At 64.7% G+C, this 15,103-nt stretch carries 11 protein-coding genes; 1 reads left to right on the forward strand and 10 read right to left on the reverse strand.

The window, feature by feature from the left end; genetic code table 11:
• Nucleotides 1-2: 2 nt before the first annotated feature.
• On the forward strand, nt 3-1,589 hold the full coding sequence (locus ACQ4W4_RS05600) for a histidine-type phosphatase (protein WP_436541139.1): 1,587 nt from the start codon (nt 3-5) through the stop codon (nt 1,587-1,589).
• A gap of 39 nt (nt 1,590-1,628) precedes the next feature.
• Here the strand turns inward: ACQ4W4_RS05600 and ACQ4W4_RS05605 are convergent, their stop codons facing one another.
• The 10 genes from ACQ4W4_RS05605 to ACQ4W4_RS05650 form a co-directional block, all read right to left on the reverse strand.
• Nucleotides 1,629-3,128, reverse strand: a complete 1,500-nt coding sequence (locus ACQ4W4_RS05605) for a CoA-acylating methylmalonate-semialdehyde dehydrogenase (protein ID WP_436541140.1) — start codon at nt 3,126-3,128, stop codon at nt 1,629-1,631.
• 14 nt (nt 3,129-3,142) lie between these two features.
• Complete coding sequence (gene iolB / locus ACQ4W4_RS05610; RefSeq protein ID WP_436541141.1) at nt 3,143-3,940, reverse strand: 5-deoxy-glucuronate isomerase; 798 nt, start codon at nt 3,938-3,940, stop codon at nt 3,143-3,145.
• Nucleotides 3,937-4,851, reverse strand: a complete 915-nt coding sequence (iolE, locus tag ACQ4W4_RS05615) for a myo-inosose-2 dehydratase (protein WP_436541142.1) — start codon at nt 4,849-4,851, stop codon at nt 3,937-3,939. Before iolE ends, iolB begins: the two co-directional genes overlap by 4 nt.
• Nucleotide 4,852: 1 nt before the next feature.
• Nucleotides 4,853-6,697 (reverse strand): 3D-(3,5/4)-trihydroxycyclohexane-1,2-dione acylhydrolase (decyclizing), encoded by a 1,845-nt coding sequence (gene iolD, locus ACQ4W4_RS05620; protein ID WP_436541143.1) that lies wholly within the window; start codon nt 6,695-6,697, stop codon nt 4,853-4,855.
• Nucleotides 6,694-8,640, reverse strand: coding sequence for a bifunctional 5-dehydro-2-deoxygluconokinase/5-dehydro-2-deoxyphosphogluconate aldolase (locus ACQ4W4_RS05625; protein ID WP_436541144.1), 1,947 nt, complete (start codon nt 8,638-8,640; stop codon nt 6,694-6,696). Before ACQ4W4_RS05625 ends, iolD begins: the two co-directional genes overlap by 4 nt.
• A gap of 12 nt (nt 8,641-8,652) precedes the next feature.
• Complete coding sequence (iolG, locus tag ACQ4W4_RS05630) at nt 8,653-9,642, reverse strand: inositol 2-dehydrogenase (protein ID WP_436541145.1); 990 nt, start codon at nt 9,640-9,642, stop codon at nt 8,653-8,655.
• A 70-nt stretch (nt 9,643-9,712) separates the two neighbouring features.
• Nucleotides 9,713-10,813, reverse strand: coding sequence for a porin (locus tag ACQ4W4_RS05635; protein WP_436541146.1), 1,101 nt, complete (start codon nt 10,811-10,813; stop codon nt 9,713-9,715).
• 111 nt (nt 10,814-10,924) lie between these two features.
• The gene (locus ACQ4W4_RS05640; RefSeq protein ID WP_326459631.1) at nt 10,925-11,758 is read right to left on the reverse strand and encodes an inositol monophosphatase family protein; all 834 of its coding nucleotides are present in this window, start codon (nt 11,756-11,758) and stop codon (nt 10,925-10,927) included.
• On the reverse strand, nt 11,755-12,840 hold the full coding sequence (locus ACQ4W4_RS05645; protein WP_099410804.1) for an ABC transporter ATP-binding protein: 1,086 nt from the start codon (nt 12,838-12,840) through the stop codon (nt 11,755-11,757). Before ACQ4W4_RS05645 ends, ACQ4W4_RS05640 begins: the two co-directional genes overlap by 4 nt.
• On the reverse strand, nt 12,837-15,011 hold the full coding sequence (locus tag ACQ4W4_RS05650) for an ABC transporter permease (protein WP_436541147.1): 2,175 nt from the start codon (nt 15,009-15,011) through the stop codon (nt 12,837-12,839). The genes ACQ4W4_RS05645 and ACQ4W4_RS05650 overlap by 4 nt, the downstream gene beginning before the upstream one ends.
• Between the last annotated feature and the right edge of the window lie 92 nt (nt 15,012-15,103).

A 15,103-nucleotide genomic window follows, 5' to 3' on the forward strand; every position in this document is an offset into this window, starting at 1 on the left:
CCATGCCTCCATCGCTTCCCCTGGCCAGCATCCCGCTGGCCCTGGCCATCGCCATCTGCGCTGGTCCCACGCTGGCCGCCGAAGGCTATTACCAGACCAAGACGCCGTATGCACCGCAACAGGACCCGGCCACCTATGCCGCGCCGCCGGACGGCTTCCAGCCCATCTTCACGCAACTGGTGGCGCGCCACGGCTCGCGGGGGCTCACCAGCATGAAAAACGATGCGGCCCTGTATGTGATGTGGCAGCAAGCGGCCGCCCAGGATGCGCTCACGCCCCTGGGACGCGAACTCGGTCCCGACATCCTGGTCCTGATGAAGGCCAATGCCTTGCTCGGTTATGGCGTGGCCGGCATCGAGCGGCCCGGCTACGGCAATCTGTCGCAGACGGGCATCGACGAACACCGGCAGCTGGCCGCGCGCATGCTGGCGCGCCTGCCCGCCCTGTTCGCGCAAGTGCGGCAGGACGCCGCGACGGCACCGCGCCAGCTCGTCACCATCAACTCGGGCGTGGACCGCGCGCGCGACAGTTCGCGCTTCTTCACGCAATCGCTGCTCGAGCACGCGCCCGCGCTGGCGCCCTTGCTCTACCTGCCGCCCGCGCCGGCACCCTACCCGCAAGGACGCAAGGCCGCGGTACAGCCGATATTGCAGCCCGATGGCGTGAACCGCTTCCTGCTGTATGCGCACAAGCTGGCGCCGCAGACGGACCGCGTCACCGATCCGGCCAACCCGCATTACGCCACCTATGCCGCCAGCCAGGCCTACCAGTACTATGAAAGAACCAAGCAGCTGCATGCGCTGATGGATGCACCAGCGCGGCAGCCGGAAGCGGCCGCGCATGCGCGCCACGTGCTCGAACGGCTGTTCGCGCCCGCCTTCCTCGACCAGTTTGAAGGCGGCCGCGCCAGCTATGCGGACACAGGCAGCTACACCTTCAGCAGCGCCGACGGCAAGCTCACACGCACCATCACGGGCAGCGGCAAGACCGTCATCCGCAGCTTGAATGCCGCCGCGACAAAACTGTATGAGTTGTATGCGATCGCCGCCGGCATGCGGCATGAAGTGCCGGCCGATTTCAGCCGCTACATGCCCGCCGAGGATGCGCGCTACTACGCGTATGTGGCCGACCACGAGGATTTTTACCAGAAAGGACCGGCCACCACGGAAAGCAGCGGCGTGACGTGGCGTTTTGCGCTGGCCTTGCGCGAGGATTTTTTCAATGAGGTCGATGCGCTGGCCAGGGGCGATTTGCGCCACGCGGCCAAGCTGCGCTTCACGCACGCCGAGTTGATCATCCCGCTCGCCTCGGCCATGGGTTTGAAACAGGCGCTGGCCCCCTTGCCGGCATCGGCCGGCTACAGTTATGAAAACAATCCATGGTGCGGCCAGAGCGTCTCGCCGCTGGCGGCCAACATGCAGTGGGATGTATACCGCAACGACGCAGGCCAGCTGATCGTACGCCTGCTGTACAACGAAAAGGAAACCGACTTCCAGGCCAGCTGCGACGGCGCCCGCATCGCGCCGGGCAGCGTCTTTTACGACTATGCGAAACTGAAAACCTGCTACGGACACGTGGCGGCGCGCTGACGCGCTGATGCTGCGCGCCGCCAGCGTTTTACAGCGGAATTACTTCAGGGTCGGCATGGCAAACTCGGCGCCGGCCGCCGTCGAGGCCGGCCAGCGCTGCGTCACCGCCTTCTGCTTCGTGTAAAAACGCACCGATTCCGGACCGTGCGCATGGTGGTCGCCGAACAGGCTGCGCTTCCAGCCGCCGAAGCTGTGGAAGGCCATCGGCACGGGGATCGGCACGTTGACGCCCACCATGCCCACTTGCACGCGGTGCGTGTATTCGCGCGCCGTATTGCCGTCGCGCGTGTAGATGGCCGTGCCGTTGCCGTATTCATGCGCATTGACCAGGTCCAGCGCCGCCGTGAAATCGGGCACGCGCACGATACAGAGGACTGGGCCGAAGATTTCCTCCTTGTAGATCGTCATCTCCGGCGTGACGTGGTCGAACAGGCTGCCGCCGAGGAAAAAGCCATGCTCATGGCCGGGCAGGACGAAACCGCGCCCATCGCTGATGAGTTTCGCCCCCTCTTCCACGCCCTTGGCGATGTAGCCGGCGATCTTGTCCTTGTGCACCTGCGTGACCACCGGCCCCATCTCGGCCGACAGATCCATGCCCTGCGTGATCTTTAAGGCCGCGATGCGCGGCACCAAGGCTTCGACCAATTGGTCGGCCACGTTGCCCACCGCCACCACGACGGAAATGGCCATGCAGCGCTCGCCGGCCGAACCGAACGCGGCGCCCATCAGGGCGTCCACCGTCTGCGCAATGTCCGCGTCCGGCATGACGACCATGTGGTTTTTCGCGCCCCCCAGGGCCTGCACCCGCTTGCCCTGGGCGCAGCCGGTCGCATAAATATATTCGGCGATCGGCGTGGAACCGACAAAGCTGACGGCGCGCACGTCCGGGTGGTGCAGCAAGCCGTCCACGGCTTCCTTGTCTCCCTGCAGCACGTTGAAGACGCCGTCCGGCAAGCCCGCGTCCGTCAGCAGCTGCGCCAGCAGCAGGCTGGCCGACGGGTCGCGCTCCGACGGTTTTAATACAAACGTGTTGCCGCAGGCAATCGCCATCGGGAACATCCACATCGGCACCATCACGGGAAAGTTAAATGGCGTGATGCCGACACAGACGCCCAGTGCCTGGCGGATCGACCAGGCGTCGATGCCGCCGGCCACCTGTTCCGAGTATTCTCCCTTCATCATCTGCGGGATGCCGCAGGCAAATTCCACCACTTCGATGCCGCGCGTCACTTCGCCCTTGGCATCCGTGAACACCTTGCCGTGCTCGCTTGTGATCAGCGCGGCCAGCTTGTCGGCGTTTTGCTCCAGCAACTCTTTAAATTTGAACATGACCCTGGCGCGACGCAGCGGCGACGTCTGCGACCAGGCGGGAAAGGCCGCGTGGGCGGCGGCCACGGCCGCGTTCAGCTCGGAAGGCGTCGCCAGCGCCACCTGCGCCGTGATCGCTCCCGTGGCGGGATTGAAAACGTCGCTCGTGCGCTCGGTGCGCGAAGCCATGGGGTTGCCACCAATAAAGTGGCCGATTGTCGGGGTCGTCATTATCTTGTCCTTGGTTATTTCGTCATCAGCCAGTCATGGGCCGGGTCGTTTTTAAAGTGCCACACGCGTTGCGGGCCGGCCATCACGTTCAGGTAATAGCCGTCGTAGCCATATGGCACGGTGACGGGGTGGTAGCCGCGCGGCACCATCACCACGTCGTGGTTTTCCACGGCCATGGCCTCGTCGAGGGAACGGTCGTCCGTGTAGACCCGTTGAAAGGCAAAGCCCTGCGCGGGATTAAGGCGGTGGTAATACGTTTCCTCCAGCGAACTCTCGGTTGGAATATTGTCGCTGTCGTGTTTATGCGGCGGATAACTGGACGAGTGGCCCGACGGCGTCACCACCTCGACCACCAGCAAGCCGTCCGCCTCGGCCGTCTGCGGCAGGATGTCGCACACATAGCGCGTATTGGCGCCCTTGCCGCGCACGGAGCGCGTCATGGACGATGGCTCGATCAGGCGCGCCGGACGGTGCGTCGTGGCCGGCGCGCTGCACAGGGCGACCTCGGCGGCGTTCACGGCCGTGATGCTCACCGTCGTTTCCAGCGGCACATACACGGCATACGGCGAGACGTCGTCAAATACGCTCTGGCGATTGCCGATGGCTTCCCAGGTCTGTTCACCGGCCTGCACCGTCACCGTGCCCGTCAGCACGACGAGGCACAGTTCGCGGCTGCCCGTCTCCAGGCTGATGTGTTCGCCCGCTTGCAACCTGTACGCGGCAAAGCCCACGTGCGTCCAGCCGGCGGATTCGGGCGTCACCTCGACGATCTTGCCGCCTTCATTCTGCGCTTTGACCAGCAGCGGGCTCATGCCGCCTCCCGGCCAAGGCGGGGAATCGCGTCGACCAGGCGCGCCAGGTAATCGTGGCCCATCTTCGCATACTGATAGCTGGGGGCGACGGCCGGGTCCTGCTCCGCCTCCACCACCAGCCAGCCTTCGTAGCCGTGCAGATACAGCCGCGTCAAAATGGCCGGAAAGTCGATGCTGCCGTCGCCGGGCACACTGAAGGCGCCATTGATCACCGCTTGCAGGAAACTCCAGTGGCCATTTCTCGCCAGTTTCACCACGTTGGGACGCACGTCCTTGCAATGCACGTGGCAAATCCGGTCGATGTGCTTGTTCAAGACCGCTAGCGCGTCGCCGCCGGCAAAGGTGATGTGGCCCGTGTCGAACAGCAAGCCCACTTCCGGTCCCGTCAGGGCCATCAATTGGTCCACGTCCGCCGGCGTTTCCACGTAGGCGCCCATGTGGTGGTGATAGGCCAGGCGCACGCCGTGGGCGAGCAAGTGCTTGGCAAACGCCGTCAGCTTGTCGGCGTAGTCCTGCCATTGCTGCTGCGACTGGAAACGCGGGCGTTTATACAAGGGACGCGCTTCGCCCTGAATGGCGTCGGCCACTTCGCCATACACCATAACGGTGGCGCCGCTGTCGGCCAGCAGGCGCAAGTGCGGGCCGACGGAGGCGATCTCTTCCTCGACGGAGCGATGGGCCAGCCGGCCCGAATACCAGCCGGAGACGCAGGCAAGATTGTATTTGCCCAGCACGGCATTCAGGGACGGGGCGTCTTTCGGAAACTTGTTGCCCAGCTCAAAACCCACATAGCCGATCTCGGCGCCTTCCTTCAGGGCCGTTTCCAGGGGCGTCTCGCCGCCCAGGCTCGGCAAATCGTCGTTCATCCACGAGATCGGGTTGATGCCGATCTTCACATTCCAGGTAGTCATTTCAATTCCTTTGTTTCAGGCGATCGTTTTCATAACGGGCACGGGCAGCTTGCACGCCGGCTTGCGTGGAAACCTCGGGCACGGCCACTTCCCACCAGCAACCGCCCTCCTCGGTCGTGCGCGTGTCGTCCGTATCGATGCAGATCAGATAGGTACGCGCGGCGGCGCGGGCGCGCAGCATGGCCTGTTCCAGCTCGGCGATGTTGGCCACGTGTTCGGACAGCGCGCCCAGCGACCGCGCATGCAGGGCGAAGTCGATGGCGGGTGCGCTGTCAGGCAGCATATTGTTGAACGAGGCATTGCCGCAGGCCTGCTGCAATCGGTTGATGCAGCCGTAGCCGCGGTTGTCGAGCACCACGATAATGAGTTTTTTGTCCAGCATGACGGAGGTGGCGATTTCCGAATTCATCATCAGATAGCTGCCGTCGCCCACCATGACGATGACTTCCGCTTCCGGTTTCGCCATCTTGACGCCGAGGCCGCCGGCGATTTCATAACCCATGCACGAATAGCCGTATTCCATGTGATAGCCGCCCGGCGTTTCCGTGCGCCACAACTTGTGCAGTTCGGCCGGCAAGGTGCCCGCCGCGCAGACGACGATGTCGCGGCTGGTGGAATCGGGAGCGGAACGCTGCACGGCGCCGATGACTTCGCCGTCGTACGGCAAGCCGGCGACGTCGCGCTTGCCGGTAATGGATGCCACGGTGGCGCGCCAGGCATTCGCCTCCTGCTGCGCGCGGTCCAGCCACTGGCCCGCGCTGTTCCAGCTACCCAGCAGGCGCGACAGGCCCTGCAAGCCGAGTGTCGCGTCCGCCTGCAGGCCCAGGCCGCGGCGTTTCAGCGCATCGAAAACGTTGACGTTCAGGCTGAGCAGCTGCGCCTGCGCAAACAGCGAGTTCGAGCCCGTCGTGAAATCCTGCAGGCGCGTGCCGACGGCCAGCACCACGTCGGCCTGCGCCGCCAGCGCGTTGGCGGCGGGCGAACCGGTGACGCCGATGGCGCCCAGCTGCAATGGATGGTCCCACGGCAAGCTGCTCTTGCCGGCCTGGGTTTCCGCCACGGGAATGCCGTGGCGTTCGGCAAACGCCTGCAGGGCGGCGCCGGCCTGGCCGTACAGCACGCCGCCGCCGGCGACGATCAGCGGCTGCTTCGCGTTGTTCAGCAAGGCGGCCGCCTCTTCCAGCTCCTGCTCGACGGGCGGCACGGCGCGGAAACGCACGATGCGCGGCGTAAAGAATTCTTCCGGATAGTCATACGCCATCGTCTGCACGTCTTGCGGCAGGGACAAGGTGACGGGGCCGCAGGCGGCCGGGTCCGTCAAGGCGGCAATCGCCCGCGGCAAGGCGGTCAGCAACTGTTCCGGATACACGATGCGGTCGAAATAGCGCGACAGCGGCTTGAAGGCATCGTTGACGGACACGCTGCCGTCCGTGCCATCTTCCAGCTGCTGCAAGACCGGGTCCGGCGCGCGGGAGACGAAGACGTCGCCGGGCAACAAGAGCACGGGCAAGCGATTCACGTGCGCCAGCGCGGCGGCCGTGAGCAGGTTGGTGGCGCCGGGGCCGATGGAACTGGTGACGGCCAGCATGCGCCGGCGCATGTGGGCTTTCGCATAGGCAATGGCCGAATGCGCCATCGCCTGCTCGTTGTGCGCGCGGTAGGTGGGAAAGGATTCGCGGTACTGGTACAGCGCCTCGCCCATGCCCGCCACGTTGCCGTGGCCAAAGATGGCGAAGGCGCCGCCGAACAGCGGGACCAGGGAACCATCGCCGTCCTCCGTGCGCAAGGCGGCCAGGTAGCGGACTAAAGCCTGGGCCATGGTCAAGCGGATGGTGGTGGCGCTCATGCTGCACGCTCCAGGCGGTTGCGCGTGCGCTGCCACAGGGAAATCAACTGCTCGAAGTTGGCGCGCACGGCGGCGATCAGGCCCGCATCGTCGAGCTCTCCGGCCAGCCAGCGGCGGCTCGGTTCCTGGAAGATGGTGCGTCCCACCATGAAGCCGCGGCAGGTGCTGCTGGCACTGGCCTGTTCAAAACTGTCGGCCAGGGCGGCGATCGGCGCGTTCAAGCCCAGCAAGACGACACCCCGGCAATACGGATCGCGCTCGTGCACCAGGGCATCGATCGCTTGCCATTGCTGGGCCGACATACTTTCCAGTTTCCACCATTCCGGATAAATGCCCAGGTTGTACAGGCGTTTCACCGCGCGATACACGGTGTCGTCGTGCTGCGGCAGCGACTTGGCAGGAATAATTTCCAGCAGCAATTCATGGCCCGTGATCTGCGCCGCGTCGTACAAGCCCTTGATCTGCGCTTCCTGTTCCAATCGGTTTTCCACGGCGTCGTCCGGATGCAGCTGCACCAGACACTTGATCACATGTTCCTTGGGCCACTGCGTCAGGCGCGACGCCAGCGAACGGCCCCAGTCGAACTGCAGCGGGTTCGAGCCCGGCATCTCGACGGGGCGGCCGATCCACCAGCCGCGTCCCGTCGCATCGTTGAGCGCGTCGACGCCATAGCGGTCATCGATCAGCACTCCCGTGCCGCCCTGCAAGCCGCGCGCCGCTTCCGTCTGGCCCACGGCTTGCACGAACAGTTGCTTGAGCTTTGCAATCCGCGCTTCATCGCTGGCTCCCTGCTGGGCCAGTTCAAAGAATTGCGTGCGGTGATCGAAAGCAAACACGCACAATTCGTTCCATTGCTTGCGCGCCACCGTCGTGCGGTGCAGACGCGCCAGGGTCGCATCCTGGTCAGGACGGGTCAGTTTGGTCGCGTTGGCCAGGAAATAGTCGAGCTCGACGGGCGACGGCATGGCCGGCGCGCAGCCGTGGCGCGACACGACGAGGGCGCCGCAGCCATTCGCGTAGCGGCAGCAGGCCTCGTAATCCTCGCCGCGCAACCAGCCTTTCAGGAAACCCGAGAGAAACGCGTCGCCCGCGCCCAGCACGTTGAGCACTTCCACGCGCACGCCACGGTAGTTATATGCATCGTCAAGGCTGGCCGGCACCACATTGTCGATGACGGCGCTGCCCAGCGGCCCGCGCTTGACGACCAGGGTGGCCAGGGTGGCGGCCCGCACGGCGCGCAGAGACGCCATGATATCGGCGCCGCCGCCGGCGATCATGAATTCTTCTTCCGTGCCGACGATCAGGTCGAACTGCGGCAGGATGCTTTGCAGATGTTGCGTCACGCCGTCGTTCGAGACGAAACGCGTTTCGCCATCGGCCTTGCCCGACAAGCCCCACAGCACGGGCCGGTAATCGATGTCGAGCACGGTGCGCACGTTGTTGGCGCGGGCCAGCTGCAAGGCCTGCGTGCTGACGGCGTGCATGGCGGCCGTGGAGAAATGCGTGCCGGTGATTAACAGCGCCTTGCTCGACGCAATGAAAGCCGCATCCACCGACGATGCGTCGATGGCCATGTCGGCGCAATTTTCACGGTAAAAAATCAGCGGGAAGGTGTCTTTATCCTTGATGCCCAGCATCACCAGGGCGGTGAGCCGCTCGCGGTCGATGCCGACACGGCTGACGTCGCAGCCCTCTTTCGCCAAGGTGTCGGTGAGGAAACGGCCCATGTGGTCGTCGCCCACCTTCGACAGCATGGCCGATTTCAAGCCGAGCCGGGCCGTGCCGAAGGCGATATTCGCCGACGAGCCGCCCAGGTACTTGGCGAAACTGCTGACATCTTCCAGCGTGCTGCCGATCTGCTGCGCGTACAGGTCCACCGCCAGGCGGCCCAGGCAGATCACGTCCAGCGCGCGGCCCTGGGCAAATTCAGTCGTATTCTTCATGGCATTGTTTCCTTATGACAGTTGCACGATGCGCTGCTCGCGCCACGACACGGTGGCCGCTTCGGCCAGTTCCAGCGCCTTCAAGCCATCGTGGACGGTGGTGCGCAGCGGTGCGCCATGGGCAAAGGCGTCGAAAAAGTGCGCCATCTCGCTGGCGTAGGCGGCGCGGTAGCGTTCCAGGAAAAAATCTTCCGGACGGTCCACGCTGACGTTGACGGCACCATACGCCGTCACTTCCGTCGGCTTGTGGTTGCCCGCCTGCAGCATGCCGGCGCTGCCCAGCACTTCGAAGCGCTGGTCGTAGCCGTAGGCGGCGCGGCGCGTGGTATTGATCTGGCACAAGCGGCCCTTTGCCGTGCGGATAGTGACGGCAGTGCAATCGAGGTCGCCCGCCGCGCCGATGGCCGGATCGACGAGGCAGCTGCCGGTCGCATGCACGCTGACGGCTTCATCGTCGAGTATCCAGCGGAAGATGTCGAAATCGTGGATCAGCATATCCTTGAAGATGCCGCCCGACACCTGGATGTAGCTGACGGGCGGCGGGCCCGGGTCGCGGCTGGTGACGATGAGCATCTCCGGCGTGCCGATCTCACCCGCTGCGATGCGCTGCCTGACGGCGGCAAACGTGGGGTCGTAGCGGCGCTGGAAGCCGATCATGCACAGCACGCCCGCGTCCTTGACGGCGGCGGCGGCGGCGCGCGCGCGTTCCAAGGTCAGGTCGACGGGTTTCTCGCAAAAGATGGCCTTGCCGGCGGCGGCCGCGCGCACGATCAGGTCCGCATGCGTATCCGTGCTCGACGCGATCAGCACGGCCTTGACTGCCGGGTCGGCCAGCACGGTCTCCACGCTGGCGACGCTGGCGCCATGCAGGGCCGCCACTTCCGCCGCCGCGCCCGCATGCACGTCGACCACGTATTTCAGGCGCACGCCAGGCTGGCGCACCAGATTGCCGGCGTGAATGCGGCCGATGCGCCCGGCGCCGAACAATGCCACTTGAATCATTTCCATCTCCTTGATAGTCGGTAGTACGCTGCCCGAAAATGCACACGTGTGCAAATCCGGGCTGAAAAGGTTAAAACAGGTGGATGACGCCCAGCATTACGCCGCTGAGCTTGGCACCCTTCTTGGTGGCGGCGAAGGCATTGCCGCCAAACGTGTAGTTGGCGTTCTTGTCGTTATTCGTTTGCGTGTAGTAGGCGTACACGGTGCTGCGCTTGGACAAGTAATACTCGTAGCCCAGGGTCGCCTGCTTGGCGCCGCTGTCGTCGCCGCGCACCAGGGTGGTGGCCTTGATGGTCACGCTGCTGCCGTTGGGCGCGCTGCCGGACACATCGCCTGCCACGCCGAAACGGCCGATGAAGGAACCGCCGCCCGCCTTGTAAGCGCCCGTGATGGTGAAGTAGTCGCGCTGCAAGTCGCCGCCGGCCACGTCATACACCATGCGGTTCCAGGCCACGCCCACGTCGCCGCCGCCGAAGTTGTAATTGCCCACGGCACGGAACATCTTTTCGCTGAAGCCGGGACGCAAGTCCTTGTGCTTTTCATAGCCGATGGCGCCCTTGATCGGTCCGTTCACGTATTGCACGATGCCCGAATAGATGCGGTCGCCGTTCGATGCCTCGTTTTCGCTGGCGCGGTAAATCGTGGCGCTGAATCCCTGCACCACGGGCGTGCGATAGCTGACGGCGTTCGAACTGCGGCGGTTGAAGCCTTCGCCGCCCAGCTGCGAAATGTTGGCGTCATCCTGGATACCTTCGCCCACGAAACGGTTGGTGTAGCCGTTGATCTGGCGGATCGGCGTGGCGAAGCGGCCCAGCGCGATGCGGCCGTAGGCGGGGTTTTCCAGCCCGACAAAGGTATCCTTGCTATTGATGGCGCCCGTGCCATCGTCGAGCTTGGCGTTGCCCTCAATCTGGAAGAAGGCCGTGTTGCCATTGCCCAAGTCTTCACGTCCACGGAAGCCGATCTTCGAGGAATTGTCCGATACGCGCGATACCGATTCGCCATTCGGCGCCGTGGCCGAGCTCGACGTTTCGATACGGTCGAAGCCCGCGTGGATGCGACCGTACACGACGACGCTCGATTCGGCCAGCACGCAGCCTGGTGCGACCAGCAACAATACGGCAGCGATCTTGTTCAACTGCATGGTGCTCTTTTTCATCCCGTTTTTCATTTTGTCTCCTGCTTGTTTTTATGGTGGTGGATTACTCATGATGCTCAACAGCGTGTTGCCACTACATGCGTCCCTCGCCGGACGCCTGCCCTCCCTTTCCAGTCAATGTGTTCAGGTACAGCGCGGCAAGGCCAGCGCCGCCAGTTGCGGATACAGGCGGGGGCCGCCCACCAGGATGGGGTTGCCCTTTTCCAGGCCGTTATCGGCCAGGAAATCATTGCAGCGTCCGCCCGCCTCGTTGACGAGCACGATGCCCGCCAGGCAATCCCAGGAATTGATGTGCGGCTCGAAATAGCCGATCAGGCGCCCGGCCGCCACGTAGGCGATCATCAGCGCGCCGGAACCGTTGCGGATGAACATGCCGCCCTCTTCCAGCACGTCGAGCAGAAACGGTAGAAAGGTATCGGTGCCCACGCGGTGCGAAAAGCCCACGCCCAGCACGCCGCCCTGCAGGCTGGCCACGTCGTTGATGCGCAGCCGCGTTTCGCCGGCCTTCGCCGTCACATGCGCGCCCTGCCCCAGGCAGGCGTGGAACAGCTCGTCCGCATTCGGGTCGTACACGGCGCCGATGGCGGGCTGGCCGTCGACCAGCACGCCGATCGACACGCACCAGGCCAGCATGCCGTTGACGAAACAGGCCGTGCCGTCGATGGGATCGATGACCCACACGCAGCGCGCGTCGGACGCGCCGCCGCCCCGCTCCTCGCCCACCACGGCGTCGTCCGGGAAGCGCTCGGCGATCTGCGCGCGCAGGAAATCCTCCACCATGCGGTCGGCGATGCTGACCATGTCCTGCAAGCCCTTTTCCTCGATCACCAGTTCCGTGCGGCGCTGGAACATGCCCAGCGCAATCTCGCCCGCCTGGCCGATGATGTGCCGGGCGTAGGCATAGCGTTCCAGGGTCGCCGCGTCGGCCAGTACCGCAGCCTGTGTCATATCTGTCATGCTTGTCCTCCAATGATGGCTGCGCCATGTTCGTGTACGGTCATGGCGACCGATGTGCCTTGCGTGAAAACCTGGCTCAAGTCGTGCGAGACGGCAAACAGTTCGCCGACCGGCGTGTCGAGCGTGTATTGCATTTCGCGTCCCAGGTAGGTGGCGCGCGCCACGCGCACCACCATGGCGCTGTCGGGCTGCGCGGGCGACAGCAGGATCGCTTCCGGACGCACGGCGAAACTCGCTTCGCCGCTGCGCTGGCTGCGGCATGGCAGGCGCAGCCGCAGCTTGCCCATGACGCAGACGGCCTTGCCGTCGGCCACCGATTCGATCACGCCATCGACGATGTTCGCGTTGCAGATGAAATCGGCGACGAACTTGTCGGCCGGCGACTCGAACAGCTCGTGCGGCGTGCCCTTTTGCGCGATCACTTGCCGGTTCATGACGATGATCTGGTCGGAAATGGCCAGCGCCTCTTCCTGGTCATGCGTGACATACACGGCCGTCAAGCCCAGCTTGACCTGGATGTCGCGGATCTCGTCGCGCACGCGGCGGCGCAGTTTCGTGTCCAGGTTCGACAGCGGCTCGTCCAGCAGCAGCACCTTGGGCTGCAGCACCAGCGAACGGGCCACGGCCACGCGCTGCTGCTGGCCGCCCGACAGTTCGTTCGGGAAGCGCGCGGCAAAGTCGGCCAGACCCACGAGGCGCAGGCTTTCCTGTGCCCGTTCGATGGCGCGCGGCTTGGTCTCGCCCGAGACGGTCAAGCCGTAGCACACGTTGTCGAGCACCGTCATGTGCGGAAACAGCGCATACGACTGAAACACCATGCTGACGTCGCGCTCGGCGGCGGAGGTCAAGGTGACGTCCTCGCCGGCCAGCAGGATGCGCCCGGCACTGACGCGTTCCAGGCCCGCGATCAGGCGCAGGGTGGACGTCTTGCCGCAGCCGCTGGGACCCAGCAGGGTGACCATGGTGCGCGGCGCGATCGTGAACGACACATCGTTCACGGCCAGGGCCTTGCCGTAGCGCTTGGTAACACCATCGAATTCCAGCGCGGCAAGCTCTGTTGCTTGGGTAGTAAAGTGGTTCATGCGTAGCTCTTTTCCAGGTTGGGTACGGCGGCCGGCAGCGTTTTTTCGGCGCTGACGCGGCGAAGGCGGCGCTTGCCGACCAGCAAATGGATCAATTGGATGCACAGCAGGATGATGACGATGAGCACCGTGGCATAGGCGATCGCCGTGCCGTAGTTGCCGTTCGACACCAGGCCGATGATGTAGGACGTGGCCATGTCATAGTCGGCGCTGACGAGGAAGACGACGGCCGAGATCGACGTGATCGAACGCACGAAGCCATACACGAGGGCCGAGGCGATGGCCGGGCGCAGCAGCGGCAGGATGACCTTGCGCATGGTGGTCCAGCTGCTGGCGCCCAGGGTGATCGATGCCTCGTCCAGACTGCCGTCGAGCTGGCGCATGGCGGCGATGCCCGTGCGCAAGCCCATCGGCATGTTGCGGAAGACAAAGCACAGGATCAGGATCGTCGCCGTGCCCGTCAACTCGATCGGCGCCGAGTTGAACGCCAGGATGTAGCTGATGCCGATGACGGTGCCGGGAATGGCAAAGCTGAGCATGGTGCCGAACTCGAACGCGCTCTTCAGGGCAAATTGCTGGCGCACCAGCAGCCAGGCCGACAGGATGCCGACAAAGGCCGTCAAGGGCGCGGCGATGGCAGAAATCGTCAAGGTAGTAAACAGCGACGGCCAGGCCTGGCCCGTCCAGTGCCAGCCGGAAGCGCCCGCCGTGATGCCGAAGGCGTCGATGTAATGGCGCAAGGTGAAGGCATTGTCCTGGCCCCAGTTGTTCACGAAGCCGCCCGCCACCACGGTGCCGTAGATCAGGGCCGTGAAGGCGAACCATGGCAGGGCGATGGTCCACAAGGTGGTTTTCAGGCGCGGATTGAGCGAGGCGTGGCCGCCGTGGTCGGCCTTGCCCGTCACCGTCACATACGATTTCTTGCCCAGCCACAGGTTCTGGATGAAGAAGGCGCCCACGGCAAAGGTCAGCAGCACGATGGCCAGGGTGGCCGCGCGGCCTTGGTCATTCGAGGCGCCCACCACGGAAAAGAAGATTTCCGTCGACAGCACGTGGAAATTGCCGCCCAACACCATCGGATTGCCGAAGTCGGCCATGCTTTCGATAAAGCACAGCAGGAAGGCATTGGCGATGCCGGGACGCATCAAGGGCAGCGACACCTTGACGAAGGTCTGCCAGCTGCTCGCGCCCAGGGTGCCCGACGCCTCTTCCAGCGAAGGGCTAACGCCTTCCACCACACCGATCAATGTCATGAAGGCGATCGGCGCAAAGGCCAGCATCTGCGACAGCCACACGCCTGTCATGCCGTACAGCCAGCGGCTTTGCTCGATGCCAAACAGGTCGCCGACGAGGCCCGTGATGGCGCCGTTGCGGCCGAATAGCAAAATCAGGGCCAGGCCCAGCACGAACGGCGGCGTGACGATGGGGAGAATCGTGATGGCGCGCATCGGGCGTACCCAGCGGCCATTGGTGCGCGTCACCAGCAGGGCGAACACGAGACCGAGGAAGGTGGCCGACACGCCCGTCAGCAGGGCCAGCGCCAGCGTGTTCCAGGCCACGCCGCAGCGGCCGGGACCAGCCACGCAATTGAGGCTCCAGATGCCGGGGTCGGCCAGGCGGCGCGCCAGGGCGGCGGCGCCCGTGCCGCCATCGTCCATGGGCTGGCCGGCGCTGACGAGGATCAGCGCGACGGGGAACAGCACGAACAGGGAAATCAGGCAAATGATGAGGCCGATGGCGCCGGCCACGAAGGCGTCGCCGCGACACACGCCGCAGGCGGCAGCGCCCGACGTGAGCAGGAACAGCAAGCACAGGGCCAGCAGCAGCGCGCCGAAACCGAGGCCGATGCCGGCGGCCAGCGGCCCCCAGCCCAGCCATGCCAGCCACAGCAGGCCGGCGCCGCCGATGGCGATCTGGCCCAGGCCCAGGGTCTTGCGGTGGGGATTGGCGGCCACCAGCGCGGCGCTGGCGGCGAGCAGGGCGAAGAACACGCCCAGCGGCCAGGCGCCGAACGACAGGACTTGCAGCACGGCCGGTGCGCCACGGTCACTGAAGAACTGGCCGTCGCGCAGCCATTCGCCGGCGAACAAGCCCGCTTCCTGCTGCTGCCAGGGCAACAGGCACAACGCTGCCAAAGCGGCCAGCAGCCAGCCGTAAAATATCTTTTTCATGAGTTTCATCCAACTATGAACGTCTGAAATTCTGTTGCGCGGTGCGCCTTGATTTCCAGACGTTTTGAACAATTTATATAGGTTTAACGCCT

The organism is Janthinobacterium glycogeni (genome assembly GCF_051380725.1).
Lineage (GTDB): Bacteria > Pseudomonadota > Gammaproteobacteria > Burkholderiales > Burkholderiaceae_D > Janthinobacterium.

What these genes read in the sequence shown, in the direction of transcription:
- ACQ4W4_RS05635 (WP_436541146.1), bottom strand. Translation starts at nt 10,813, where the DNA reads ATGAAAAACGGGATGAAAAAGAGCACCATGCAGTTGAACAAGATCGCT.
- iolE (WP_436541142.1), bottom strand. Translation starts at nt 4,851, where the DNA reads ATGACTACCTGGAATGTGAAGATCGGCATCAACCCGATCTCGTGGATG.
- ACQ4W4_RS05650 (WP_436541147.1), bottom strand. Translation starts at nt 15,011, where the DNA reads ATGAAAAAGATATTTTACGGCTGGCTGCTGGCCGCTTTGGCAGCGTTG.
- ACQ4W4_RS05645 (WP_099410804.1), bottom strand. Translation starts at nt 12,840, where the DNA reads ATGAACCACTTTACTACCCAAGCAACAGAGCTTGCCGCGCTGGAATTC.
- iolB (WP_436541141.1), bottom strand. Translation starts at nt 3,940, where the DNA reads ATGAGCCCGCTGCTGGTCAAAGCGCAGAATGAAGGCGGCAAGATCGTC.
- ACQ4W4_RS05640 (WP_326459631.1), bottom strand. Translation starts at nt 11,758, where the DNA reads ATGACAGATATGACACAGGCTGCGGTACTGGCCGACGCGGCGACCCTG.
- ACQ4W4_RS05605 (WP_436541140.1), bottom strand. Translation starts at nt 3,128, where the DNA reads ATGACGACCCCGACAATCGGCCACTTTATTGGTGGCAACCCCATGGCT.
- iolD (WP_436541143.1), bottom strand. Translation starts at nt 6,697, where the DNA reads ATGAGCGCCACCACCATCCGCTTGACCATGGCCCAGGCTTTAGTCCGC.
- iolG (WP_436541145.1), bottom strand. Translation starts at nt 9,642, where the DNA reads ATGATTCAAGTGGCATTGTTCGGCGCCGGGCGCATCGGCCGCATTCAC.
- ACQ4W4_RS05600 (WP_436541139.1), top strand. Translation starts at nt 3, where the DNA reads ATGCCTCCATCGCTTCCCCTGGCCAGCATCCCGCTGGCCCTGGCCATC.
- ACQ4W4_RS05625 (WP_436541144.1), bottom strand. Translation starts at nt 8,640, where the DNA reads ATGAAGAATACGACTGAATTTGCCCAGGGCCGCGCGCTGGACGTGATC.